Here is a 24505-nt window from a genome sequence, read left to right as displayed (position 1 = left end):
GCACATGCCACTACCGCCCGACCGAGGAGAGGTCGATCTCGCTGAGATACTTCTACGATTGCGAGTTCATCGAGGACGGGGTCGTCATCGACCTCGTGTCCATCGGCGTCGTCTGTGAGGACGGCCGCGAATACTACGCGGTCTCCACCGAATTCGACCCCGAGCGAGCGGGGCCGTGGGTACGCAAGTACGTGCTGCCGCAGCTGCCTCCGCCCAGCTCCCCGCGGTGGCGCAGCCGCGAGCAGATCCGCGACGACCTCTACAAGTTCCTGATCCCGCGCCCCTCCGTGCAGCCCGAGCTGTGGGCGTGGGTCGGCGCGTACGACCACGTGGCGCTGTGCCAGCTGTGGGGCTCGATGGTCGATCTGCCCACCGCGCTGCCCCGCTACACCAACGAACTGCGCCAGCACTGGGAGGCGCACGGCCGCCCAGCCCTGCCGCCGGTGCCGCCGGACGCCCACGACGCGCTGGCCGACGCCCGCCACAACTACGCCAAGTTCGAGGCCATCGAGGCGGCGCGCAGGCGCTGAGCGGCGGAACGAACACGACGAAGGCCCCGAGTCCGGCAAACTCGGGGCCTTCGCTTTCGCGAGCTATGGGCTTCGCCTCATCGAACCGACGACATCGCGCCGCGGCGAGAAAGCCGAAGGCCCCGAGTCGTATTCGACTCGGGGCCTTCGCATCGACCGTGGGTCAGTGGCTCTTGCCGTTGCCGTTGGCCTCGTTCTGCGCCTTCTGCAGCACCGCGAGCTGCCGGTGCTCTTCGGCGTGCTCGAGCTCGAAGTGCTTCTCCGACTCCTCGCGGGGGTCGGGTCGCAGGAAGCTACCGGTGCCCGGCTTGCCCGCCGAGCCCAGCTTGTTCATCTTCTTCGGCACCGGGGCGCCCTGGTACTCGAGCGGGATCGGGTGACCGTGGTCGTCGACCGGGCCGAGCGGCTGGTGCACCTCGATGTACTCACCGTGCGGCAGCCGCTTGATCACACCGGTCTCGATGCCGTGCTCCAGCACCGCCCGGTCGCTGCGCTGCAGGCCGATGCAGAACCGGTAGGCGACGAAGTAGGCCACCGGCGGGGCGACGAGCAGACCGATACGACCGATCCAGGTGGTGGCGTTCAGCGAGATGTCGAACTTCAGCGCGATGATGTCGTTGACGCAGGACAGCGTCAGCACCACATAGAAGGCGATCGCCATGGCGCCGATCGCGGTACGCACCGGCACGTCGCGCGGACGCTGCAACAGGTTGTGGGGCGCATCGTCGCCGGTGAGGCGCTTCTCGATCCACGGGTAGGCGATCAACAGCGTGAACACCAGACCCATGATCAGCGCCACCCAGAACACGGCCGGAACCGTGTAGCGACCCAGGTACAGCTCCCACGGCGGCATCAGACGCGCCATGCCGTCGGTCCACATCATGTAGAAGTCAGGCTGCGAACCCGCCGAGACCTGGGACGGGTTGTACGGGCCCAGATTCCAGATCGGGTTGATCTGCAGCACGCCGCCCATGATGCCGACGATACCCAGGGTGAAGGCGAAGAACGCGCCCTGATCCGCGGCGAACACCGGCACGATGCGCGCGCCGACCACGTTGTTCTCGGTGCGGCCAGGACCGGGGAACTGAGTGTGCTTCTGGTACCAGACCAGCGCGACGTGCGCGGCGATCAGCGCCAGGATGATGCCCGGGAAGAGCAGCACGTGCGCGATGTACAGACGCGGGATGATGATGTCGCCCGGGAAGTCGCCGCCGAACATCAACCAGTGCATCCAGGTACCGATCACCGGGATCGAGATGGTGATGCCGGAGAACGCGGCCCGCAGACCGGTGCCGGAGAGCAGGTCGTCGGGCAGCGAGTACCCGAAGAAGCCCTCGAACATCGCCAGGATCAGCAGCAGCGAACCGATCACCCAGTTCGCCTCACGCGGCTTACGGAACGCGCCGGTGAAGAAGATACGGAACAGGTGCACGATGATCGACGCCGCGAACAGCAGCGCCGCCCAGTGATGGATCTGCCGCACGAACAGGCCGCCGCGCACCTCGAAGGAGATGTTCAGCGCGGTCTCGTACGCCCGCGACATCGTGACGCCACGCAGCGGCTGGTATGCGCCGTCGTAGACCACGTGCGACATCGACGGATCGAAGTACAACGTCAGGTACACACCCGACAGCAACAGGATGATGAAGCTGTAGAGGGCGATCTCACCGAGCAGGAACGACCAGTGGGTCGGGAAGACCTTGTTGATCGACCGCTTCATGAACGCAGCGGCGCGATACCGCTCGTCCATTTCGTTGGCTTGGGCTGCCACGGACGGACTCATGAACGACGCTCCCAGTAGGCCGGTCCGAGCGGCTCGATGAAGTCGCCGTTGGCGACGAGGAAGCCTTCGGAGTTGACGGTGATCGGCAGCTGCGGCAGTGCGCGAGCGGCGGGACCGAAGATCGGCTTACCCCATTCGACCGCCGAGAACTGCGACTGGTGGCAGGGGCACAGGATCCGGTTGGTCTGCTGCTCGAACAGCGAGGTCGGGCAGCCGAGGTGGGTGCAGATCTTCGAGTAGGCGAAGTAGTCGCCGAAGTTGAAGCTCTCCTGGCCCTTGCGCTTGATGGCCTTCTCGGCGTCCTCGGTGCGCAGGCGGATCAGCATGACCGCGTTGCGGATGCCACGCAGCGACTGCAGCATCTCGTGCTCGTCACCGCGCCACTTCTCCTTCCACGGGAACACCGTCTCCATGGCGCCCGCGTCCAGGTCCTCCGGACGCACCAGCACGACGTCGTCCGGGCGGCCGGTGTCGCGGCGCAGGTAGATGGTCTCGCCCTCGAAGTCGGGCGTCCAGCCCGAGACCCACAGCGGCGACTTGTCGCCCTTGGCCCACGGGTTCTTGATCATGCCGCCGACGAAGAGGAACAGCGAGCCGAGGCCGAGAACGCCGACGCCGGCGCCCGCGGTGCGGGTGATCATCTTGCGACGACCGAGGGTGGAGGTGTCGAGCGCGTCCGACAGTTCGGCCACCAGGGTGCGCCGCTCCACCTCGGGCGAGGGACCGTCGTGGCGGTCCTGGATGGAGATCTCCGCCGGGATGAACTTCTTGCGGATCAGCACCACGGCGATGCCGATGACCAGCACCGAGATGCCGAAGGTCAGGCCGATCAGCGGCGTGAACAGCGAGTAGGCGTCGTGGCCTTCCTCGTTCGTGCCCTTGAACTCCCAAGGCCAGAACAGGAAGACACCGATCAGCGCGGCCGCGGCGAGACCGGAGATGGCGAACCAGAAGGTGACCTCGCGCTCGGCGCGCTTCTCGGCCCTCGTCCCCGGAATCGGGAAGCGCTCGCGCCGGTAGGCGACGTCGACGCCGTCGCGCTCGGTGCCGAGCTTGACCAGCTCGTCGCGCGACATCGCGTCCAGTTCATCTTCGGTCGGCTCGGCCGGAGGGTTCACCGAACCCTTCGACAGCTCGGGCCCATCGTCCGGGCGACTCACGTCGTCTCGCTCCTGTTCACTCATGACTGTGTCCTTTCGGCCATGTCCGGACGCCCTCCGTGGCCACGCAGGCTACCGCCTCCGGGCGCTGACCGGTCATGACCGGGATCCGATCCACATAGCCGCACCCACCGTCAGCACGATGCCGACCACCCAGATCGCCAGACCTTCGGTCGCGGGGCCGAAGCCGCCGAGGCCGTAGCCACCCGGGGTCTTCTCTTCGGCGGCGTTCTTGATGTAGGCGATGATGTCGCGCTTCTCTTCCGGCGTGAGCTGGCGGTCGGAGAACTTGGGCATGTTCTCCGGGCCGGTCAGCATGGCCGTGTAGATCTGCTGCTCGCTGGCGGGCTCCAGCGGCGGCGCGTACTTGCCGGAGGACAGCGCGCCGCCCTTGCCGGTGAAGTTGTGGCAGGACGCGCAGTTCATGCGGAACAGCTCGGAACCGCGGGCGATGTCGCCGCCGCGCAGCGACTCCTGGGCGACCTCGCCGTTGGCGTCGCGCACCACGGTCGGGCCACCGCCGTTGGCGGCGACGTAGGCGCCGAGCGCGTCGATCTGCTGGGCGTCGAACTTCGGGGGCTTACGGGTGGCCTGCGCCTGGTTGGCGGCCAGCGGCATGCGCCCGGAGGACACCTGGAAGTAGACGGCGGCCTCGCCGACGCCGATCAGGCTCGGGCCGCGGTCCTGCACGCCTTGCAGGTTCGCGCCGTGGCAGGTGATGCAGGACGTTTCGTAGAGCTGCTTGCCCTCACGGAGCAGTGCGGACTGATCCTGGTGGGCGGTCGCCACCTGGGGCTCCGGCGTGAGAGCCGTCGCGAGGAAGCCGGCTCCGACCAGACCCACCAGGAGCGCGAGACCGCCCGCGATGCGCCTGCGAAGGCGACGCTGCTTGCGGGTCTTGCTGGCCTCGCCGTTCCCGGGGCTGGCGGGCTCTGGCGCTGACGGGGGAGATGAACTCATCTGTGTCCCTTTGGAGTAGACGGAACCGACTTGTGCAAAAGGTTCGGGGCTGACCCGCTGGCTATCGGACGAAGTAGATCGTGGCGAAGAGCCCGATCCACACGATGTCGACGAAGTGCCAGTAGTACGAGACGACGATCGCAGCGGTGGCCTGCGCCGGGGTGAACTTGCTCACCTTGGTCCGGATCAGCAGGAAGATGAAGGCGATCAGACCACCGATGACGTGCAGACCGTGGAAACCGGTGGTGATGTAGAACACCGAACCGTAGGCGCTGCTCGAGATCGAGGTGCCCTCGTGGACCAGGTGGTAGTACTCGTAGCCCTGGCCGCCGACGAAGAACGCGCCCATCAGGAAGGTGAGGACGTACCAGCGGCGCAGGCCGAACACGTCGCCCTTCTCCGCGGCGAATACACCCATCTGGCAGGTGAACGACGACGCGACCAGCACGGCCGTGACCGGCACGGCGAGCTTGAGGTTCAGCTCGGTCGGTTCCGGCGGCCAGTTGCCGTGGGCCTGGGCTCGCGCGACGAAGTACATGGCGAAGAGGCCGGCGAAGAACATCAGCTCGCTCGACAGCCAGATGATGGTACCGACGCTGACCATGTTGGGCCGGTTCAGCGAGTGCACACGCTGGGTAATGGCCGATCCTGGGGTCCCTACTGCGGTCGTCACGGGGCTAAGTATGACTCGTCGTAGTACGACAGCAGTAGCCGGGTACGAAACTTGGCCGTCCGTGTCGGAAAACGCACGGACGGACCGGGTCCCGACGGCATCGGAGTCGCCCGTCCGCACCTCGGCGAGACACCGCCGAACCGGACGCGCCGACCTGCGCGGACGCGGCCATGATGGCAGGCGAGAGTAAGTAGAAGCTGAGACGAGGAGGCGGATGTGGCACCGCGAATCTGGCGGCGGCTGTTCGGGCGCACCGCACCGGCGCGGCTCGACGTGGACCGTGCGGATCTGGTGGTGGTCGCGGCGGGTTTCGAGGACGCCGAGTCGTGCTCGGCCGTGCTGGACAGGGCCGAGGGGCTGATCGAGGACGCGCCCGCGGTGCTGCGCCATCACCTGCGGATTCCGGCGGCGCAGGTCGAGCGGGTGTGCGAGATCGCGGCGCAGGACGGGTACGCGCCTGCGCCGCCCACCGCCGCGTCATCGGACGAGTTGCGGGCGCTGATCCTCCAGCGCGTGCAAATCGTCGACGCGTTGCACTGCGCGCCGGAGAAATCGCGGATGGCCGGGCTGGCTCAGCGCCACGACGGATTCGCCGACGGCTGGGACGTCCTGCAACCGGGCCATTAGGCGTCCTCCGGCTACGTTTCGGCCGTGCGAGGAACGACGGACTTCGCCCTGCCGCGCCGATCAGGCGTACCTCCGCCCCGCGCTCCGGACATGCGCGGGACTATCGACGGGCTTCGCCCGACCGCGCCAACTAGGCTGCTCACACAGAACTGGTGGAGGACCGGTGTGACGGGAGAAATGGAATGAGCGTGCGCAGCTGGCCCCAGGTGCTCGGAACCCTCGCCGACGGTGGCGACCTGGCCGCGGACGACACGGCGTGGGTCATCGACGAGATCTTCACCGACAACGCGACGCAGGCGCAGATCGCGGCCTTCGGCGTCGCGATGAAGATCAAGGGGCCGACGCCCGCCGAGCTCTCCGGCATGGCGTCCGGCATGCTCTCGCACGCCCGCCTCGTGCACATCGACGGCGACGCGGTCGACATCGTCGGCACCGGCGGCGACCGGTCCGGTTCGGTGAACATCTCCACCATGTCCTCGGTCGTGGTGGCCGCGGCGGGCGTTCCCGTGGTCAAGCACGGCAATCGGGCGGCCTCGTCCAAGAGCGGCGGCGCCGACGTGCTCGAGGCGCTCGGCGTGCGGCTCACCCTCGGTCCCGAGTCGGTCGCGCAGTGCGTCCGCGAGGTCGGGATCGGATTCTGCTTCGCGCCGCTGTTCCACCCCGCCCTGCGCTTCGCGGGCCCGGCGCGCAAGGAAATCGGCATTCCGACCGTCTTCAACGTGCTCGGCCCGCTGACCAACCCAGCGCAGCCGCGGGCCGGACTCGTGGGTTGCGCCTTCCCCGAACTTCTTCCGGTGATCGCGGGCGTGTTCGCCGAGCGCGGGGCGAGCGCCCTCGTGGTGCGCGGCAACGACGGCCTCGACGAGATCACCACCTCCGATACCACCGACGTCTGGGTGGTATCGGGCGGCCGTCAACGCCGAGCCACCATCGACCCGACCCGCCTCGGCATCCCGCGCGTCGAGCTGGACGCGCTGCGCGGCGGTGACGCGGAGGTCAACGCCGGTGTCGCGCGGTCGGTGTTCGCCGGCGCGCCGGGCCCCGTGCGCGACGCGGTGCTGGTGAACTCGGCCGCCGCGATCGTCGCCTACGACCTGTCGCGCGGAATCGGCGATCCCGAGGCCGACGTGCACGACGCGCTGGCGGCCGCGATCGAGCGCGCGGCGGCCACGATCGACGGTGGTCACGCGGCGGCGCTGCTGGACAGCTGGGCCAAGCTCTCGCACACGCTCGGCGATCGGTGAACATTTGGCAAACGCTCGATCCGAGCGTCGCCGAACCCCTTCCTCGCAGGTAACACCCGATTAGACTGGCCCGGCGCGGGACGGATCGGCCGCAGCGATTCCCCGTGGCTACGAGTCCGCATATCACGATCCCGGCGGTCACCGGACCGCCGTGCACTCATCCGGCACGGCGTCCCGACGTGCGTCGGCACGCCGTCCGGTCCGACACGTGAGGAGCTGACTATGAAGCGCGCACTACTCGGAATCACCGGTGCGGCCATGCTGTTCGCCGCGCCGCTCGCCAACGCGGCCCAGCAGAACGACCTGGTCGTGAACGGAAAGGTGATCCAGGACCTGGTGGGCTGTGTTCAGGTCGCCGACAATCCCGATGAGCTTTCCGTGGAGAACAACACCGACCGCGTCGTCAACGTGTACCTCGACGCCCAATGCCAGGGCGACGCGGTAGCCGTGCTGCAGCCGGGTGAATCCCGCTCGATCACCGGTTCGGCCGTCACGGCGGTCTGACCGGCTACTCCCCCAGCGAGAAACCTGCCTCCACGTCGGCGCGCGAGTAGGACTTGAACGCGATGTGGGTGGTGGTGCGCAGCACGCCGGGCGTCTTGTCGATCCGGTGCGTCACCACCTCGGCGACCTGCTCGTGATCGCGCACCCGCACGATCGCGATCAGGTCGACATCGCCCGCGCACGAGTACACCTCCGTAACGCCTTCGGTGTCGGCGACCGCCTGCGCGGTCTCCGGGATACGGCCGTTGTCGGCGTGGATCAGCACGATCGCGTTAATCATGCCGTCAGCCTAGGCGGTCGGCGTAGTCCGCCTCGGCGGATCGGGTCCGCGCCGCGGCGTCGGCCGCCTCGGCCCAGCCGAGCCACCGGCCCGCGCCGCGGCGCGGCTCGCGATATCCCTCGGTGCCGCGCACGATCCGCACGCCGGGTCGCTCCAGCCAGCGAGCGATCAGCCCCGCCTCTTCCGGCGAAGCGCCACGCAGCGGCGGCGCGTCGACGAGATCGGGGCAGCCGCCCTCGGCGGACGGTGCGTCGGCGACCCCGTCCGGGACGACCGTCTCCGCCGCCGCGACGATCTGTTCCACGATCGCCATCGGCGGCGTGCCGCGGCGCGCCACACCGGATCCCGCGAGGCGGCCGTACCGGATGACGGCGAACTCCCACCCGCCCGCGCCGTCCGGATGCGCGGCGACCAGTTCGGCGATGCGGGCGACGGCCGCCAGCCGCTGGGTGCGCCGCACCGCCCTGATCACCGTGACGGTGCGGTCGCGCAACCGCGCGGCGGCCTCGAAATGCTCGGCGCGGGAGTGGCTTTCGATGCGGTCGAGCATGGCGCTCAAGATGGCGTCGGAATCGCCGCGGAACAGCGCGCGGACCGCGTCCGGAGCCGAAGCGTATTCCTTTGTATTCATGGGGATTCCGGAAGGGGTGGCCGCGGGGCAGCCGCCGACCACCGCGGGCGGGCAGTCGTGGCGGGCCTCGCGCGGCAACCGCGCCGTGCAGGTGCGCAGTCCGGCGTGCTCGGCGACGGTGGCCGCGACGTCGCTGGCGTCGAGGCGCGAGGTGAAGGGCCCCAACGCATCCCGAGTCGGTGTGCGGACGATGGCGAAGCGCGGGAACGGCTCGTCGGTCAAGGTGAGCCACCATCCGCGCTTGGGGAATTTCGAACGCCGGTTGTAGGGCGGTGCGTGCGCGACGAGCAGCCGCAGTTCGCGCACGCCCGCCTCCAGCGCGTGCGCGCACACCACGTGGTCGACGCGGGTGGCAAGCGCGACCATCTCTTTCATCCGGCCCCTGGTCTCCGAGCCGGTGAAGTAATTGCGCACGCGGCGGCGCAGATTCACCGCGGTGCCTATATAGAGGACTTCGTCGCCAGGGCCGCGGAAGAGGTAGACGCCGGGTGCGGCGGGCAGGTCGGTGGCCAGTACTCGCTTGGCGCGCTGCCCGGAACTCACGTCGGGCAGGTAATCCATCAGCTCGGTGAGACTGTGCACGCCCTGGTTCCCCACCCGGGCGATGAGCGCGTGCAGCACGTCGACGGTGGCGCGCGCGTCATCGAGAGCGCGGTGGGTCGGCTGGGTGCTCGCGCCGAGCAGCCGGGCCAGCGACGCGAGCCGCACCGAGGGCGCCTCGTCCCGGCCGAGCACCCGCCGCGCCAGTTTCACCGTGCACAGCACGGGCGCCTTTGGCCACTCGGTCTCGCTGCGCGCCGCGGCGGCCCGCAGGAAGGCCATGTCGAACCGGGCGTTGTGGGCGACGAGCACCGCCCCCGCGGCGAACTCCAGGAACCCGGGCAGCACCGACTCGATGCGCGGGGCCGCGTAGACCATGGCGGTGGTGATGCCCGTGACGTGCACGACCGCGGGCGGTATCGCCCTGCCCGGGTTCACCAGCGTCGCGAACTCGCCGAGCACCTCGCCGCCGCGCACCTTGACCGCGCCGATCTCGGTGATGGCGTCGCCGTCCGCGCTGGTGCCGGTGGTCTCCAGGTCGACGACCACGAAGGTGGTGTCGTAGAGCGGCGTATCGAGTTCGTCGAAGGCCAGCTGCTTGGCGGCGGCCTGGCGCGGCACGGGGTCGGGCACGGCGAGCAGCGTAGGGGCCGGGTCCGACAAACTTCGGGCACGCGGAACCGTGCGCCATTCGTCCGATTTGTCGCGCGAGGTTTTCGTTGTGATACCCCCGAAATGATCTAGAACTCACAAAAGAGACCCAGATCACATTTCTGTCACGAATGAATAAGAGCCCGGGCGTGTCCGGTACAGCCGGTCGGCCGTGCCGAGCATGCTGTCGCGCTGCCGGACGCACCCGAGCGAGCGTCCGGTTTCAGGACGTGTCAAGCACCGATTTGCGCGCCTCCACCTGCGCAAATACCGGTCATGCAAACCTCGCATGAAGCACATCGCCACCTGGGACAGTTGGGGGTAACGAGGCGGACGCCGCCGGGTAACCGGCCGCCGTTATCGTTTCGTGATTGCTGTGAGATACCTCGCAGATATGCATGGCGGAAATTGTTGAGCATCGCCATTTCGGATCCCCAGGGCTTTACAAAACACCGTGATGGGTTCGTAACCTTTTCGAGACCTCACGGAGTCCGCCGCCCCCGAACGGAGCGGCAGCACGCAGTCCGCTGCACCACCGGGTGTGGCGTCGTGGGGCAGATTGGAAGTAACCGCATCATGGCGACCAACACCGTCAAGCGACAGGCGCAGCGTGCCGTTGCCGCCGGAGCCGTCGGCGCTGCCACCATCGGCGCCTTCCTCCTTCCCGCCGCTCCCGCGTCGGCCCAGCCGGTGACCATCCCCGGCGTCGGAACGTTCGACGTTCCGAACGAGATCCCGATCCCGGCCGAGATCCCCGGCGTGCAGCTCGGCACGGTGCCCGGCGCTCCGCTGCCGTTCGTCGCGCCCCAGAAGACGCTCGGCGAGGTCGCCCTCGACGCCGCCATGAGCAAGCTCGGCGCACCGTACGTCTACGGCGCCGCGGGCCCGAACTCCTTCGACTGCTCCGGCCTGGTGCAGTGGTCGTACGGCCAGGCGGGCATGGAGCTGCCGCGCACCAGCGGCGCCCAGCTCGCCGCGGGCTCCCCGGTCTCGCTCGACGACCTGCAGCTCGGCGACCTGGTGTCGTTCTACGGCGGCGGCCACTCGGGCCTGTACGCGGGCGACGGCAACGTCATCCACGCCTCCACCTCCGGCACCCCGGTCAAGATCGCCCCGATCTCGTCGATGCCGGTCGCGGGCGCGCGCCGCTTCTGATCTGCCGAATCGAGCCGGGCCACCGCGCGGGGCCTGGCTCGATTCTTCCCGTCGGCCGTGATCGGTTCGTTCTCCACTGGACACCGGGCGCCGCCGTTTCGTAACCTAAATGAGACCTACCCGCGGGTTGCAGAGTCGCCGAACCCGTCTCCGTGAGCCGCGTGGGCGACTGCGTCGCGTTCGATTTCACGAGTCGGCATTACGAGAGAACGGGGCACGCCAGTGACAGCTGGTCACCGAAGACTTCGCGCGAATCGTCTGATGAGCGGGGTGCTGGCGGCCGGAGTGCTGGCGACGGCTCTGTACGGGGGCGGTCCCGCGGGCGCCGACCCCGTCGCGTTGCCGACGACCGCGACCGAAGCGGTGCAGCGAATGGTCGATCTCTCCCGGCAAACCGAGCAGCTGAATCAGCAGGCGCTGGCCGTCCAGACCGATCTCGACGCCAAACTCGTCGTGCAGCAGGAGGCCGACGCCAAGCTGGCCGCGGCCACCGAGGTCGCCGACGCCGCGCGCGCCGAGGTGCGCAAATTCCAGCCGGTCATCGACCGCACCGCGATCGCCGCCTACCAGGGCGCGCGCACCAACCGGATGTACGCCGTGCTGGTCAGCGATTCCCCGCAGAAGCTGCTCGATCAGATGTCGACGCTGGATGTGCTCAGCGCGCAGACCACCGATCAGCTGCGCCAGTTCAAGAAGGCCACCGACGCGGCCGAATCCGCCGAGTCCGCCGCCCGCGCCGCTGCGGACGCGGCCCGCGGCGCCGCCCAGAAGGCCGACCAGACGCGCGCCGATCTGGAACGCAAGCGCAGCGAGCTGGGCGGCGCGGTCGCTCAGGTGGTCGAGGCGTGGGGCGCGTTGTCCAGCAAGGACAAGTCAGCGCTGGCCGGGTCGCCGTTCCCGCCCGGCTTCGATCGCGACACGCTGCTGCAGGGCCTCGTCCCCGGCAGCGGGACCAGCGCGCTGGCAGCCGGGCTCACCCGCGTCGGCGACCCGTACGTGTGGGGCGCGACCGGACCGAACCAGTTCGACTGCTCGGGCCTGGTGCAGTGGGCGTTCAAACAGGTCGGCAAGAACGTGCCGCGCACCAGTTCGGCGCAGGCGTCCTACGGCACTCCCGTGGCCAAGGGCGATCTGCAGCCCGGTGACGTGGTGTTCTTCTATTCCGACATCTCGCATGTCGGCATCTACGCGGGCAACGGACTCATGTTGCACGCCTCCACTTTCGGCGTGCCGGTGGCGGTTGCGCCCATGGGGTCGACGCCGTATCACTCCGCTAGGCGATACTGATCCGCTATGGAGGGTTGGCGACGGGCACGCGGCTGGTGCATGGCCAAAGGGCGGTGTCAGTTCGTACTCACCGTCGGAATGGTCACCCTGTTGACGGGCCTGTGCTGCGCATTGGCCATGGCGCCCAAGTTGGCACTGCCGAAAATCCGCGCCGCCCAAGACGCCTCGACCGAGAGCCTGGGCCAAGCGCCCGCCGACGACCCTCGACTGGCCGCCGTGCGCCGCACCATGGAGCCGTTCGGCCCGATCGAGTCGATCCGCGTCCCCGGCGGTGACGCAACGGAATCGCTGGTGGTCGGCCATCCCGGCCATCGCGCCGAGCTCGAGGTGCTCGCCCGCGAACTGCCCGGCGCCACCGCCGCGATCACCGAGCTGTGGGGCCCGGAGTGGGCGCAGTCGGCGCTCGTCGTGGTCGCCGCGACGCCGTCGGAGTTCGCCGCCCTGGTGCGGGCGGGCGCCGAGATGCCCACCGAGGTCGCCGCGGCCTCGGTGGCCGATCCGTTCGTGCGGGGCAGCGAGCCGACCGGTCAACGGGTGGTCTTCAGCCCCGACGCGGGGCATCGCCTCTCGGCCGACGGATTGGGCACGCTTCTTCGCCATGAGCTGACCCATATCGCGGCGCGTGCCGAGACCGCCGACGGCGCCCCGCAGTGGATGCTGGAGGGCTTCGCCGAGTACGCCGCCCACCGCGGTCGAGGTCATCGGTTCGCCGAGATCGCGCCGACGGTCAACGCGGCGCTGCGCACCGGAACGCTCCCCGACGACCTCCCCCCGGACACGGCGTTCACGGGCGGCAGCGCCGTCGCGTCTTACGAGCAGGCATGGTCGGCCAGCGCGTTCGTCGCCGAGAAGTACGACGAACGCCGTCTCGTCGAGCTCTACCGGCGCCTCGCGGCGCAGCGACAGGACGCCGCGAGCGAGGATCGCGTCCTACGCGAAGTGCTCGGTATCGGCCGCGCCGACTTCGTCGCGGACTGGCGCGGCTGGCTCTCGGCCCAGGCCGTGTGATCCGTCCCCGCGCAGCCCGACCGGAGCGGCGGCGCGCCGATCCCACCAAGTAGGTTGTCCCCCATGGCCCGAACTCTGCTGGTTACCAATGATTTCCCGCCACGGCCGGGCGGTATCCAGTCGTATCTGCAGGCGCTCGCCGGACAGCTACCGCCCGACGATCTGGTGGTGTACGCGCCGCGCTGGCGCGGCGACTCGCACCTGAAGTTCGATGCCAAGCAGAAGTTCCAGGTGGTGCGTCATCCCACCACCCTGATGTTGCCGACGCCGCTGGTGCTGCGCCGGGCCGCGCGGCTGCTGCGCGACGAGAAGTGCGACACCGTCTGGTTCGGCGCGGCGGCGCCGCTGGCGCTGCTCTCACCGCGGCTGCGCAGGGCCGGGGCCGAGCGCATTCTGGCCAGCACGCACGGGCACGAGGTGGGCTGGTCGATGCTGCCTGGCGCGCGACAGGCGCTCGGCGCGATCGGCAGGCACACCGACGTCGTCACCTATGTCAGCAAGTACACCCGTGGCCGGTTCGCCTCGGCCTTCGGCGCGGACGCGGCGCTGGAATACCTGCCGCCCGGCGTCGATACCGACGTGTTCCGTCCCGACCCGGAGGCACGAGCCGAGCTACGCGCGCGCTACGGGCTCGGCGACCGCCCGACCATCCTGTGCCTGTCCCGGCTGGTCCCGCGCAAAGGCCAGGACGCGCTGATCGCGGCGATGCGCGAGATCCGCGACCGCGTCGACGGCGCGGTGCTGGTGATCGCGGGCGGCGGGCCCTACGAGGACAAACTGCGCGGTCTCGCCGTCGCGCTCGGCGTCACCGACAGCGTGATCTTCACCGGCCGGGCGCCATCGGCCGAACTCGCCGCGCACCACACCATCGCCGACGTCTTCGCCATGCCGTGCCGTACTCGCGGCGCCGGTCTCGATGTCGAAGGCCTCGGCATCGTGTATCTGGAAGCCTCGGCCAGCGGCGTCCCCGTGGTCGCCGGCCGTTCCGGCGGCGCGCCGGAAACCGTGCTGGAGGGCAAGACCGGCCGGGTGGTCGACGGACGCAAGGTCACCGAGATCGCCGACGCGCTGGTGGACATCCTCGCCGACCGTGACGCCGCCGCGGCCATGGGCGCCGCGGGTCGCGCCTGGGTGGAGGAGAACTGGCGCTGGGACACCCTCGGCGCGCGCCTGCGCCACCTCCTCCGCTGAGTGAACCCCGATCAACTACGCTCAGCGGTGTGAGCAGTATTCAGGTCGCGGACCAGACGTTCGTCGCCGCCTCGGGCGCGGCGGTCGCGCAGGTGCTCGATGGCCCGGGCAAATGGCGCCAGTGGTGGCCCGATCTCACGCTCGACGTCCGAGAGGACCGCGGCGACAAGGGAATTCGCTGGTCGGTTTCCGGAGCGCTGACGGGCACCATGGAGGTGTGGCTCGAGCCCGCGCTGGACGGGGTCATCCTGCATTACTTCCTGCACTGCGAACCGCGGGGCGTGGAAGGGATGTCGCCGCGCGAGTTGTCGGCCGCCAACCGGGCACGCCGGGTCGCGGGCAAGAACATGTCGTTCGATATCAAGGCGCGGCTCGAGGCTGGTCGTCCGGCCGGGGTGACGCCCGCCGTGCCGCAGGCAGGCTGAGCACCGCGGCGGCGCCGCCGCACCGGCGCGGCCACTCGACACCGAAAGGAACCGTTGACCACCATGGCCGACCGGACCCAGAGGTCGATCCTCATCGAGGCCCCCTCGCAGCGAGTGATGTCCGTCATCGCCGATCTGGAGTCCTACCCGGAGTGGGTCTCGGCTGCGAAGTCCGTCGAAGTGCTGGAGGAGGGTCCCGACGGCCGGGCTCGCACCGCACGCTTCGTGCTCGACGCGGGCGTCGTCAAGGACACCTACGTGCTGACCTACACCTGGCGCGCCGACGACAAGGCGGTCAGCTGGAAGCTGATCAGCGGTGATCTGCAGAAGGCCCAGGACGGCACCTACGAGCTCATCGATCAGCCCGACGGCAACACGCTGGTGGTCTACGAACTCACCGTGGATCTCAACATCCCGATGATCGGCATGTTCAAGCGCAAGGCCGAGAAGGTCATCACCGACACCGCGCTGAAGGAACTGAAGAAGCGGGTCGAAGGCTGACCGGGCAGCAGAAGCGCGGCCGACGCGAGCCGACCAGGCTCGAGCTGTACGTCGGCAAGGGCGGCGTCGGCAAGACCACGCTGGCCTGCGCGACCGCCATGTCCTATGCCCGCGCCGGGCAGACCGTCCTGCTGGCCTCCCTCGACCAAGCGCACTCGCTCGGCGACGCGCTCGGTTTCCGTTTCCCGCACGACCCAGGCACCGTGACCGGAATCGCCAGGGTGCTGCCGGGACTCGACGTCATCGAGGTGGATTCGCTGGCGCTGCTGGAGGATCGGTTCCGCGAGGTGACGCGGATGCTGTCCGCGGGCGGCGCGCACACCCACGATCACGGCATCGATCTGGCCGCTCTGGATCCCGCCGAACTGACCGGCCTGCCCGGCGTGCAGGAACTGCTGATGCTGGTGGAGATCGCGCAGTTCGCCGACGAGAACGACTGGGACGTCATCGTCGTGGACTGTCCGCCCTCCGCGGACATGCTGCGCATCGTCACCGCGCCCGACGCCCTGCTCGGCTATATGGAACGGATATGGCCCCCGCACGCGCGGGCGATGAGCACCATCGGCACCGACCTGCGGCGGGCGGTGCTCGCGGCAACGGTGGATCGGATCGTCGCCGCCGTGGGCGAGGTGCGCGACCTGCTCGCCGATCACGACCGCACCGGAGCTCGGCTGGTCACCGTCGCCGAACGAGTCGCGCTCGCCGAGTCCGAGCGGGTGCGCTCGGCCGCGGCGCTGCTCGGTCTGCGGCTGGACGCGGTGATCGTCAACAAGGTGCTGCCGCCGATGCCCGAACCGTCCGGTCCGGCCGACGCCGTCCATCCCGCCGTGCACTGGTACCACAACCGGCGCGCCGAGCAGCACGACGTCATCGAAGGGCTGAGCAAGGCCATGCGCGGCACCCCGGTGCTGATCGCTCAGCACACCGGCGCGGAGCCGGTGGGTCTCGGTTCGCTGCAAGCGCTTTCCTACGCCGTCGGTTCCGGCGCGTCAGACGCCGGAACGGCATTTATGCTGGGCGACAATCCAGCGGAGGTTCACGCACGTTCCGGTGAACCGGTGGTTCGATTGGAATCGGGCACGGGTCTGCATTCGGTGTACGCGATGCGGATGCACCTGCCCGTCGTCGATCCGGCGACGCTGCGACTGGGACGAGTGGAGGACGATTTGATCGTGGGAGCGGACGGGGTGCGACGCCGGGTGCGCTTGGCTCCGGTGTTGCGGCGGTGCATGGTCGACGACGCCGAACTCGAGAGCGGCTACCTGGTCGTGCGCTTCCGCCCCGACCCCGACGTGTGGCCGCTGACGCAAGAGGCGCGCTGAGATGGAGAACGGGATGTCGGCCCCGCACGGCGACGGGTTCAGCGAATTCGCCGAGGAACTGAAGCTGCTGGCGGAGGCGGTGCTCGAACGCGTCGAGCCGGTGCTGCGGCGCAGCGCGGCGCAGGGTCAGCCGGACTGGTCGGCGTGCAGCTGGTGCCCGGTGTGCGCGGCCGCCGCACTGGTGCGCGGCGAGCACCACGACGTGGTCGCCGCGATCGCCGATCACGGCACCGCGATCGTCACGGTGTTGCGCGAGGCGCTGGCCGGGGTGCCGGTCGATCCGCTGCTGCCCACCGACGATCCGGAAACCGATGTGCGGCAAGGGCATCCGGGATCCGGCGACGCGCCGCACGGGACCGCCGGTGCGGCAAGGCCGGGTGAGGGAGACGGCGGCTCGCGCACGGGCGTCCGGCAAGATGCCGGGGCTCGGCCGGGTGGCCGCGACGCGTCCCGTCCCGGTGACCGGCACGGCGATCCGGCGCGTTCCACCGATCGACAGGCCGCCGCTCGCAGAGGGGCCAGGAGCCAGGACGAGGCCCACGGCGGTCATCAGCGCCGAGACGGGTCACGCTCCGATCACAGGTCCCGGCGTTCCGGCTCCACACGTCCGGTCGATCAGAGCACCGATGCCGCGCGACCGGCTGATCAGCGCACAGATGCCGCCCGCTCGGACGGCCAGCACACCGCTGCCGCACACGCAACCGACCAACGCACCAACGCCGCACGCTCGGGCGGCCAGCGCAGCAACGCCGCATCCTCGGCCGACCAGCACACCAGCCCCACACGCTCGGACGACCAGCGCTCCGGCGCCGCACGCGCAGCCGACCAGCGCACCTACTCGGCGCGCTCGGACGACCAGCGCACCGCGGCGTCCGACGCGCCGGAGCAGACCACGCGTTCCCGCTCCGGGGGCAAGCGGTCCGGATACGTCGGCATCCCCGTGACGATCAAGGCATGACGCACCCGGTGGCAGACGCGCTCCCGCTGACCGTCGGAATCGACGTCGGCGGCACCAACATTCGCGCCTCGGTGGTGGACGGCGACGGCGAGGTGCTCGACACCGTGCAGTCGCCGACACCGCACAGCGAGCGCGCCCTGGAAGACGCCCTCGATCGCGCCGTGCGCGAACTGCGCCGTCGCCACCGGATCGGCGCCGTCGGTCTCGCCGTCGCTGGCTTCATCAGCGGCGACCGTTCCGCCGTTCGATTCGCACCGCACCTGCCGTGGAAGGACGCGCCCGTCGCGGCGCGGCTCACCGCGCGTCTCGAGCTGCCGGTGATCCTCGAGCACGACGCCAACGCCGCCGTGTGGGCGGAGTACCGGTTCGGCGCGGCGGCGGGCGGGCACAACGTGGTGCTCATCGCGATCGGCACCGGCGTCGGCGCCGCGCTGCTCATCGAGGGCACGCTCTACCGCGGAACGCACGGCGTCGCACCGGAACTCGGCCATCTGCAAGTGGTCCCGCACGGCAGGGCCTGCCCGTGCGGCAAGCACGGTTGCTGGGAAAGATATTGCAGCGGAACCGCCCTCGCCGAAACAGCCATCGAATTGCTGGCCACCGACCCGGGCCGCTCGACGGTATTGGCCAGAGAGGCGTCCCGCGATCCCGGCTCGCTCACCGGCAGGCGGGTGGCGGGCGCGGCCCAGGACGGCGACCCCGTCGCGCTCGCCGCGATGGCCGATTTCGCGCACTGGCTCGGGCTCGGGCTGGCCTTCGTCAGCGACATCTTCGATCCCGACCTGATCGTCATCGCGGGCGGCGTGAGCAGTTCGGCCCCGCTGTTCCTCGACGACGCGCGCGAGGAATACGCCCGCGCCGTCACCGGCGCGGGACACCGGCCGCTTGCCCGCATCCGCACCACCCAGCTCGGGGAGGCGGCGGGCATGATCGGCGCGGCCGAACTGGCGCGCGCCGTGCTCGGCGAGCCGGGGCGGCGCTCGTCGCGGGTCGCCCGCAGCGGACGCTGACCGCCGCGCGCACGGGCACATCCGTTCGAATCAGCCCGCCGCGGAGGGTCCTTCGATGCCCGCGCCGACCCGATTGTGGTGAGATCCATCGCTGAGATTGGATGTGATGTGGGACCAGCGGTAAAGTCGGCAACTGACGCAGGTTGCCCGCTACTATCCCGGTCCCGGGGGAAGGACGTCATGTTCTACTGGCTGCTGAAGTTCGTGCTGCTGGGACCGTTCATTCATCTCTACAATCGGCCCACCGTCGAAGGCGTGGAGAACATCCCGGCGGACGGGCCGGCCATCATGGCGGGTAACCATCTATCCTTCGCCGACTGGTTGTTCGCTCCGCTGACCAGTCCGCGGCGCATCAACTACCTGGCCAAGGCCGAATACTTCAACACCCCCGGTCTCAAGGGGCGCCTGCAGAAGTTCTTCTTCAGCGCCACCGGTCAGTACCCGATCGACCGCAGCGGCGCGGACGCCGCCGAGGACGCGCTGAACGCCGCCCGCAAGCTGCTCGACGAGGGCCGCCTGGTCGGCCTCTACCCGGAGGGCACCCGCTCCCCCGACGGTCGTCTCTACAAGGGCAAGACCGGCCTGGCCCGCCTGGCGCTCGAGACCGGCGTGCCCGTCATCCCGGTCGCGGTCATCGGCACCAACGAGGTCTCCCCGCCCGGCCCCTTCAAGTGGCGCCGCCGCAAGGTCACCATCAAGTTCGGCGCCCCGATCGACTTCTCCCGCTACGAGGGCATGGGCGGCAACCGCTTCGTCGAACGCGCCGTCACCGACGAGGTCATGTACGAGCTCATGCGCCTGAGCGGCCAGGAGTACGTCGACGTCTACGCCCACAGCCTCAAGGGCGTCCCCTCCGGCTCGAAGCCGGAAGCGGCCCGCATCCCCGACACCGCCGCCAGCTGACCTTCCCAGGACGGCCCCGGAGACCCAAAGGTCCCGGGGCCGTTCTCGTTTCCGCGACGGTATCGTTGCCCCGGTGCCGGTGCGTGCGAAGCTGTGCGGAATCAGGTCGGAGAGCGATCTGCGGATCGCGATCGCGGCCGGCGCCGACGCGGTCGGATTCATCGCGGGCGTCACCCACGTCAGCGAGGACGCGCTCGACGCCGACCGGGCCGCTCGGCTCGCCGGGCAGACGCCGCCCTTCGTCACCAGGGTTCTGGTCACCCATCTGGAGAGCGCCGGGGCGATCCTCGACCTCGCCGAACGCGTCGGCGTGGACGCCATCCAGATCCACGGTCTGGTGACCGACGAGACCGTTCGGCAGGTCCGCGCGGCCTCGGTGCACCGGATCATCCGTGCGGTGCACGTCACCGGCTCCGAGGCCATGGACGCCGCCCGCTCGGCCGCGGCGGATTGCGATGCGGTTCTGCTGGATTCGCGCACGACCGACCGCCTCGGCGGCACCGGCCGCACCCACGACTGGTCCGTGAGCGCCGCGATCGTCGACGAGCTGCGCGGGCTCGGCCGTCCCGTCATCCTGGCGGGCGGTCTGAACGCGGCCAATGTCGCCGACGCCATCCGCACGGTCCGCCCATTCGCCGTCGACGTCAACAGCGGAGTCGAACACCCCTCCGGCGACAAATCCCCCGACGCCTGCGCCGACTTCGTCAACACCGCGCACAGCGCCTCCTCCTGACGCGCACAGACCTCCCATACGCCTCGCACAGGCCGCAGCTGACGGAGACTCTGTGAGGCTGCCGATGACGTTGGTCACACGGTAAGTGAACGACAAGGTGTCGGTAAGGCGGGGCGGGGAGACTGCGGGGCATGTTCAAGAAGTTGTTGGCGGCGGCGGGGGTCGGCGGGGCCGAGGTCGAGACCGAGTTGTTCACTCCCGGCGTGCAGCCCGGCGGGACGGTCGAGGGCTTGGTACGGCTGCGCGGCGGGAACGTCGGGCAGGACATCGCGCACATCGCGGTGGAATTCGTGACCAGGGCCGAGCAGGAGTACGAGGACCACGAAGCCGTGCGCGACATCGCGTTCGGGCGCACCGGGGTGCACGGTCCGCTGCACCTGCCGCCCGGCGCGGTGCTGGATTTCCGTTTCGCGGCCCGCGCCCCGATGGAAACGCCGATCACCTTCTACAACGGCAGGCACCTGCCGGGCACGGTGGTCTCGCTGCGCACGATCGTGGAGATCCACGGCGCCGTCGACGCCGCCGACACCGACCCGATCGGCGTCGGCGCGCTGCCCGCCCAGCACGTGCTGCTGGAGGCCGTGGAGCGCTTGGGTTTTCACCTGCGCAGCGCCGACGTGGAGGCGGGACGGGTGCACAACACGCCGCAGACGTTGCCGTTCTATCAGGAGATCGAGTTCGCGGGCTCGCCGCACTACCCGCGACTGAACCAGCTCGAGGTCACCTTCGTCGCGACCGAGACCGGCATGAGCGTGGTACTGGAGGCCGACAAGCGCGGCGGCTGGATCTCCGAGGGACGCGACGTGTTCGACGCGCTGTGGGTCGACTACCAGCACCTCGGCGGCGTCGACTGGGCGGGCGAACTGCATCATCGCCTGGCGCGGCTCGCGCACTGAGCCCGCGTTGGTAGCCTTGTCCACAATGTCGACGCGGGACCACGGGTAGGGGTGGTCTGCTCGGCGTGCGAGTGAGGTGAGCATGGTCCGCCGCGACCCCGGTGGTCGAATTCTGAAGCTGCCCAGGCGTATCGACGCCGAGCCCGCCGGTGATCCGCCGACGGGCAGGCTCGCCCGCACCACGAAGCTGGCCGGACTGCCGGTGGCGTTCGCGGGCAGGCGGGTCGCGGGCGCGGGCAAACGCATGCTCGGCCGTTCCGCGGACGAGGTGAACCGCGAGATCCAGGCCAGGACCGCCCAGCACCTGTTCGACGTGCTCGGCGAGCTCAAGGGCTGCGTGGCCAAGCTCGGGCAGCTGATGTCGCTGTACGAGCTCGCACTGCCCGCGGATTTCGCCGCGCCCTACCGCGACGCGCTCAACCAGCTACAGGATTCGGCGCCGGCGATGCTGCCGCCGATGGTGCATACGGCGCTTGCCGCCCAGCTCGGCCCGAACTGGCGGGCGTTGTTCCTGGAATTCGAGGACCGGCCCGCGGCGGCCGCCTCCGTCGGCCAGGTGCACCGCGCGGTGTGGCGCGACGGCCGCCGGGTGGCCGTGAAGGTGATGTACCCCGGCGCGCGCGAGGCCGTGCTCAGCGATTTGCAGGCGCTGCGCCAGATCGCTCCCCTGTTCACCGCGCTGCTGCCCGGCGCGGATTCGCGCGCGGTGATCGAGGCGCTGTGCGCCTACATCGGCGAGGAACTCGACTACGAGATCGAGGCCGCGCATCAGCGCAGCTTCGCCGCGGCCTACGCGAACGACCCCGATTTCGTGGTGCCCGGCGTGGTGGCGCAGCAGGGCGACGTGCTGATCTCCGAATGGCTGGACGGCGTCTCGCTGTCGCGGATGCTCACCCACCGCGCGCCGTTCGATCGCGACCGGATCGGGTTGCTCGTGCTGCGCTTCCTGCTGTCCGGTCCGACGAAAGCCGGTTTGCTGTACGGCGATCCGCACCCTGGCAATTTCCGCATCATGCCCGACGGTCGGCTCGGGATCGTCGATTTCGGCGCGTGCGCGTCGTTCCCGCCCGGCTACCTCGACGCGCTGACCGATATCGCCCAGGCGATCCTGTCCGGCGACCCGGCCGATCTGGAGGCGGCGATCCGCCGCCGCGGTTACGTCGAACCGGACCGCGCGCTGGACAGTCACACCGTGGTCGAGCAACTGGCGCCGATGCGCGACGCCATGCTCGACCCCACCTTCCGCCTCACCAGCGAGTGGTTGCGCAAACGCGTCTCGGCCACAGTGGATCTGAGCCTGTCCAACGTGATCCGGCAGCTGACCATGCCCGCCGAGCACACCCCGATGCTGCGGACGTTCCTTGCGGGCGTGAGCGTGATGTCGCAACTCCAGCCCGAACTACCGCTGCGCACCGAATGCACCCGCTGGTTCCCCGACGTGATCGCCGCGCTCGGCCTCGACGACGCGAGTTCGCCATGGCCGCCGGACAATCCCACCGAACCGCTGCGCCGCATGAACTCCGACCGACCGAGCGCCCGGCTCACACTCGCGCCGAAGGCCGCCGACGCCCCGGCGCTCGCACCCGGACACGAGCACCCAACCGAACCCGGCGCACAACGGGCCATCACCAGCGACGCCCCGACGACGAACCGACCGGCCGAACCCGGCGACTGAACGCCACCTCCCGGTGAGCGCGGCTCGCCGCGAGGACCGTTTCACCGGGATGCCACGTGCGGCCCGGTCAATTGGCCGGACCGACAGCGGCCGTTCACGCGGCGTTGAGATGACTGCGTGAGGGTGACGACCATGGCACACGGCGGTCCGGCACTCGGCATCTCCCGGCGCACCCTGCTGCGCACGTCCGCGCTCGGTCTGGTCGCCGGGCCCGCGCTTGCCGCCTGCGGCGCCGACGACGGACCCGTCCTGGTTCGGCAGCGGCCGAACCTGACGCACGGCGTCGCGGTCGGCGACCCGCGCTCCGACGGCGCGCTGATCTGGGCTCGCTCGGACCGGCCCGCGACGCTGATCGTGGAGACCGCCGCCACCGAATCCTTCACCGACGCGCGCCGTTTCACCGGTCCGCTGCTCACGCCCGACGCGGACGGCACGGGACGGGTCCGCGTCGCCGGACTGCCCTCAGGCTCGCTGGTGCACTATCGCGTCACCCTCGAAGCCGAGGACGGCGCCACCTCCGAACCGCTGACCGGCGTGTTCCGCACCGCACCGACCGGCCCGGCCGACATCAAGCTCCAGTGGTCGGGTGACGTCGCGGGCCAGGGTTACGGAATCAATCCCGATCTGGGCGGGATGCGGATCTTCTCGACCATGGCCGCCCGCGACCCGCACCTGTTCCTGCACTCCGGCGACGTCGTCTACTCCGACGTTCCGCTCCAGGAGTCGGTCACCCTCCCCGACGGCCGGATCTGGCGCAACACCGTCACAGAGGCCAAGAGCGCGGTCGCCCAGACGCTCGACCAGTTCCGCGGTCAGTACGCTTACAACCTGTCCGACCGGAACTATCGCGGGTTCAATACCGCGGTGGCGCAATTGGTTCAGTGGGACGACCACGAGACGGTCAACAACTGGTACCCCGGAGGCACCGTCGCCGCGGACAAGGGCTACACCGAGCGCAGCATGGACACCCTCGCCACTCGCGCGTGGCAGGCGTTCCACGAGTGGATGCCCGTGGACCCGAAGGAGGCCGTCGACGGAAGGCTGTACCGCAAGGTCTCTTACGGCCCGCTACTGGACGTGTTCGTCCTCGACATGCGCACCTACAAGGACGTCAACGGCGCCAACACCGCGCCCGAGGGCAGGATCTTCGGTGCGGCGCAGACGAAATGGCTGATCGAGGGCCTGCGCGAGTCGCGGGCCACCTGGAAGATCGTCGCCAACGACCTGCCGCTCGGCGTGGTGGTGCCAGACGGCAAGACCGCCTTCGAGGGCCCGGCCAACGGAGCCCCGGGTGCGCCGTCGGGTCGCGAATCCGAGATCGCGCAGGTGCTTTCGGCGATCAAAGCGAACCGGGTCACCGGCGTGGTGTGGCTGACCGCCGACGTGCACTACACCGCGGCGCACCGCTACTCCCCCGAGCGCGCGGCGTTCACCGATTTCGACGAGTTCTGGGAGTTCGTCTCCGGGCCGCTCAACGCGGGCGCCTTCGGCCCGAATCAACTCGACCCCACGTTCGGTCCCGAGGCCGTCTTCGTGCACGCGCCGCCCGCGCCGAACACCTCGCCGCTGGACGGCGCCTATCAGCATTTCGGCGAGGTCCGCATCGATGGCCGTTCCGCCGAACTCACGGTGGATCTGTGCGACGCGACGGGCACGGTGTTGTTCAGTCGGCGCCTGCCCGCGCCGGGCCGTTGAGCCGGAACCCGGGGCCGGTGCGCGGCATGCCCGCGGGGGTGTCCGGCCGGGCGTCCAGAGCCCTGCTCACGGAGGCGGACGACATCGGCATCGTCGCAGGTCGAAAGGGGTTGTCCTGGTGCGGAGAAAGAGCCTCCGACTTCGGGTGCGCACCGAGCGCCAG

At 69.7% G+C, this 24505-nt stretch carries 24 protein-coding genes; 18 read left to right on the top strand and 6 right to left on the bottom strand.

Features of this window, described 5'->3' with window-relative positions; genetic code table 11:
- Positions 1-41: 41 nt before the first annotated feature.
- Complete coding sequence (locus tag NX1_RS23975) at positions 42-530, top strand: polyadenylate-specific 3'-exoribonuclease AS (RefSeq protein WP_068063622.1); 489 nt, start codon at positions 42-44, stop codon at positions 528-530.
- Between the two features lie 163 nt (positions 531-693).
- Here the strand turns inward: NX1_RS23975 and qcrB are convergent, their stop codons facing one another.
- From qcrB to ctaE, 4 genes are all read right to left on the bottom strand, one after another.
- Entirely contained in the window at positions 694-2313 is a 1620-nt protein-coding gene (qcrB, locus tag NX1_RS23970) for a cytochrome bc1 complex cytochrome b subunit (RefSeq protein ID WP_068063570.1), read from the bottom strand.
- The gene (gene qcrA / locus NX1_RS23965; protein WP_068063567.1) at positions 2310-3497 is read right to left on the bottom strand and encodes a cytochrome bc1 complex Rieske iron-sulfur subunit; all 1188 of its coding nucleotides are present in this window, start codon (positions 3495-3497) and stop codon (positions 2310-2312) included. Before qcrA ends, qcrB begins: the two co-directional genes overlap by 4 nt.
- A 72-nt stretch (positions 3498-3569) precedes the next feature.
- The gene (qcrC, locus tag NX1_RS23960) at positions 3570-4433 is read right to left on the bottom strand and encodes a cytochrome bc1 complex diheme cytochrome c subunit (RefSeq protein ID WP_084501705.1); all 864 of its coding nucleotides are present in this window, start codon (positions 4431-4433) and stop codon (positions 3570-3572) included.
- Positions 4434-4494: 61 nt separating this feature from the next.
- Positions 4495-5106: an aa3-type cytochrome oxidase subunit III gene (gene ctaE, locus NX1_RS23955; protein WP_084501704.1), complete on the bottom strand. Its 612-nt coding sequence runs from the start codon at positions 5104-5106 to the stop codon at positions 4495-4497.
- 216 nt (positions 5107-5322) lie between these two features.
- On the opposite strand from ctaE, the gene NX1_RS23950 reads away from it, so the two are divergent.
- From NX1_RS23950 to NX1_RS23940, 3 genes are all read left to right on the top strand, one after another.
- On the top strand, positions 5323-5733 hold the full coding sequence (locus tag NX1_RS23950; RefSeq protein ID WP_068063561.1) for a hypothetical protein: 411 nt from the start codon (positions 5323-5325) through the stop codon (positions 5731-5733).
- A gap of 182 nt (positions 5734-5915) precedes the next feature.
- Positions 5916-6977 carry an anthranilate phosphoribosyltransferase gene (gene trpD, locus NX1_RS23945; protein WP_068063559.1) on the top strand — a complete coding sequence of 354 codons (1062 nt, stop codon included), beginning with the start codon at positions 5916-5918 and terminating at the stop codon, positions 6975-6977.
- 222 nt (positions 6978-7199) lie between these two features.
- Positions 7200-7481: a hypothetical protein gene (locus NX1_RS23940; RefSeq protein WP_068063557.1), complete on the top strand. Its 282-nt coding sequence runs from the start codon at positions 7200-7202 to the stop codon at positions 7479-7481.
- A gap of 4 nt (positions 7482-7485) precedes the next feature.
- On the opposite strand, the gene NX1_RS23935 is transcribed toward NX1_RS23940, so the two are convergent.
- Together NX1_RS23935 and NX1_RS23930 are read right to left on the bottom strand one after the other, a co-directional pair.
- Positions 7486-7761: an Lrp/AsnC family transcriptional regulator gene (locus NX1_RS23935; RefSeq protein WP_067785820.1), complete on the bottom strand. Its 276-nt coding sequence runs from the start codon at positions 7759-7761 to the stop codon at positions 7486-7488.
- A 4-nt stretch (positions 7762-7765) separates the two neighbouring features.
- Positions 7766-9565, bottom strand: coding sequence for a DEDD exonuclease domain-containing protein (locus NX1_RS23930; protein WP_068063618.1), 1800 nt, complete (start codon positions 9563-9565; stop codon positions 7766-7768).
- Between the two features lie 594 nt (positions 9566-10159).
- Here NX1_RS23930 and NX1_RS23925 point away from each other — a divergent pair.
- From NX1_RS23925 to NX1_RS23860, 14 genes are all read left to right on the top strand, one after another.
- Positions 10160-10738: a C40 family peptidase gene (locus NX1_RS23925; RefSeq protein WP_068063556.1), complete on the top strand. Its 579-nt coding sequence runs from the start codon at positions 10160-10162 to the stop codon at positions 10736-10738.
- A 261-nt stretch (positions 10739-10999) separates the two neighbouring features.
- Complete coding sequence (locus NX1_RS23920) at positions 11000-12025, top strand: NlpC/P60 family protein (RefSeq protein WP_068063554.1); 1026 nt, start codon at positions 11000-11002, stop codon at positions 12023-12025.
- 78 nt (positions 12026-12103) lie between these two features.
- Positions 12104-13033, top strand: coding sequence for a hypothetical protein (locus NX1_RS36510; protein ID WP_245668651.1), 930 nt, complete (start codon positions 12104-12106; stop codon positions 13031-13033).
- A 63-nt stretch (positions 13034-13096) separates the two neighbouring features.
- Positions 13097-14224 carry a glycosyltransferase family 4 protein gene (locus tag NX1_RS23910; RefSeq protein WP_068063550.1) on the top strand — a complete coding sequence of 376 codons (1128 nt, stop codon included), beginning with the start codon at positions 13097-13099 and terminating at the stop codon, positions 14222-14224.
- Between the two features lie 29 nt (positions 14225-14253).
- Complete coding sequence (locus NX1_RS23905) at positions 14254-14649, top strand: polyketide cyclase / dehydrase and lipid transport (protein ID WP_068063548.1); 396 nt, start codon at positions 14254-14256, stop codon at positions 14647-14649.
- Positions 14650-14712: 63 nt separating this feature from the next.
- The gene (locus NX1_RS23900) at positions 14713-15150 is read left to right on the top strand and encodes an SRPBCC family protein (RefSeq protein WP_068063546.1); all 438 of its coding nucleotides are present in this window, start codon (positions 14713-14715) and stop codon (positions 15148-15150) included.
- On the top strand, positions 15147-16472 hold the full coding sequence (locus NX1_RS23895; RefSeq protein WP_307651441.1) for an ArsA family ATPase: 1326 nt from the start codon (positions 15147-15149) through the stop codon (positions 16470-16472). The genes NX1_RS23900 and NX1_RS23895 overlap by 4 nt, the downstream gene beginning before the upstream one ends.
- Before the next feature lie 13 nt (positions 16473-16485).
- Positions 16486-17430 (top strand): hypothetical protein, encoded by a 945-nt coding sequence (locus NX1_RS38105; protein WP_245668649.1) that lies wholly within the window; start codon positions 16486-16488, stop codon positions 17428-17430.
- Positions 17427-18440 carry an ROK family protein gene (locus tag NX1_RS23885; protein ID WP_068063543.1) on the top strand — a complete coding sequence of 338 codons (1014 nt, stop codon included), beginning with the start codon at positions 17427-17429 and terminating at the stop codon, positions 18438-18440. Before NX1_RS38105 ends, NX1_RS23885 begins: the two co-directional genes overlap by 4 nt.
- A gap of 180 nt (positions 18441-18620) precedes the next feature.
- Positions 18621-19343, top strand: coding sequence for a lysophospholipid acyltransferase family protein (locus NX1_RS23880; protein ID WP_068063542.1), 723 nt, complete (start codon positions 18621-18623; stop codon positions 19341-19343).
- Positions 19344-19416: 73 nt separating this feature from the next.
- Complete coding sequence (locus tag NX1_RS23875; RefSeq protein WP_084501700.1) at positions 19417-20076, top strand: phosphoribosylanthranilate isomerase; 660 nt, start codon at positions 19417-19419, stop codon at positions 20074-20076.
- Positions 20077-20207: 131 nt separating this feature from the next.
- Complete coding sequence (locus NX1_RS23870; RefSeq protein ID WP_068063537.1) at positions 20208-20972, top strand: sporulation protein; 765 nt, start codon at positions 20208-20210, stop codon at positions 20970-20972.
- Positions 20973-21054: 82 nt separating this feature from the next.
- Positions 21055-22647: an ABC1 kinase family protein gene (locus tag NX1_RS23865; protein WP_068063534.1), complete on the top strand. Its 1593-nt coding sequence runs from the start codon at positions 21055-21057 to the stop codon at positions 22645-22647.
- A gap of 132 nt (positions 22648-22779) precedes the next feature.
- Positions 22780-24342, top strand: coding sequence for an alkaline phosphatase D family protein (locus NX1_RS23860; RefSeq protein WP_068063612.1), 1563 nt, complete (start codon positions 22780-22782; stop codon positions 24340-24342).
- The last annotated feature ends 163 nt before the right edge of the window (positions 24343-24505 follow it).

The organism is Nocardia xishanensis NBRC 101358 (genome assembly GCF_001613365.1).
Classification (GTDB): domain Bacteria; phylum Actinomycetota; class Actinomycetes; order Mycobacteriales; family Mycobacteriaceae; genus Nocardia; species Nocardia xishanensis.
Note: the sequence above shows the minus strand (reverse complement) of the source record. Positions and strands in the feature narration are given on the sequence as shown.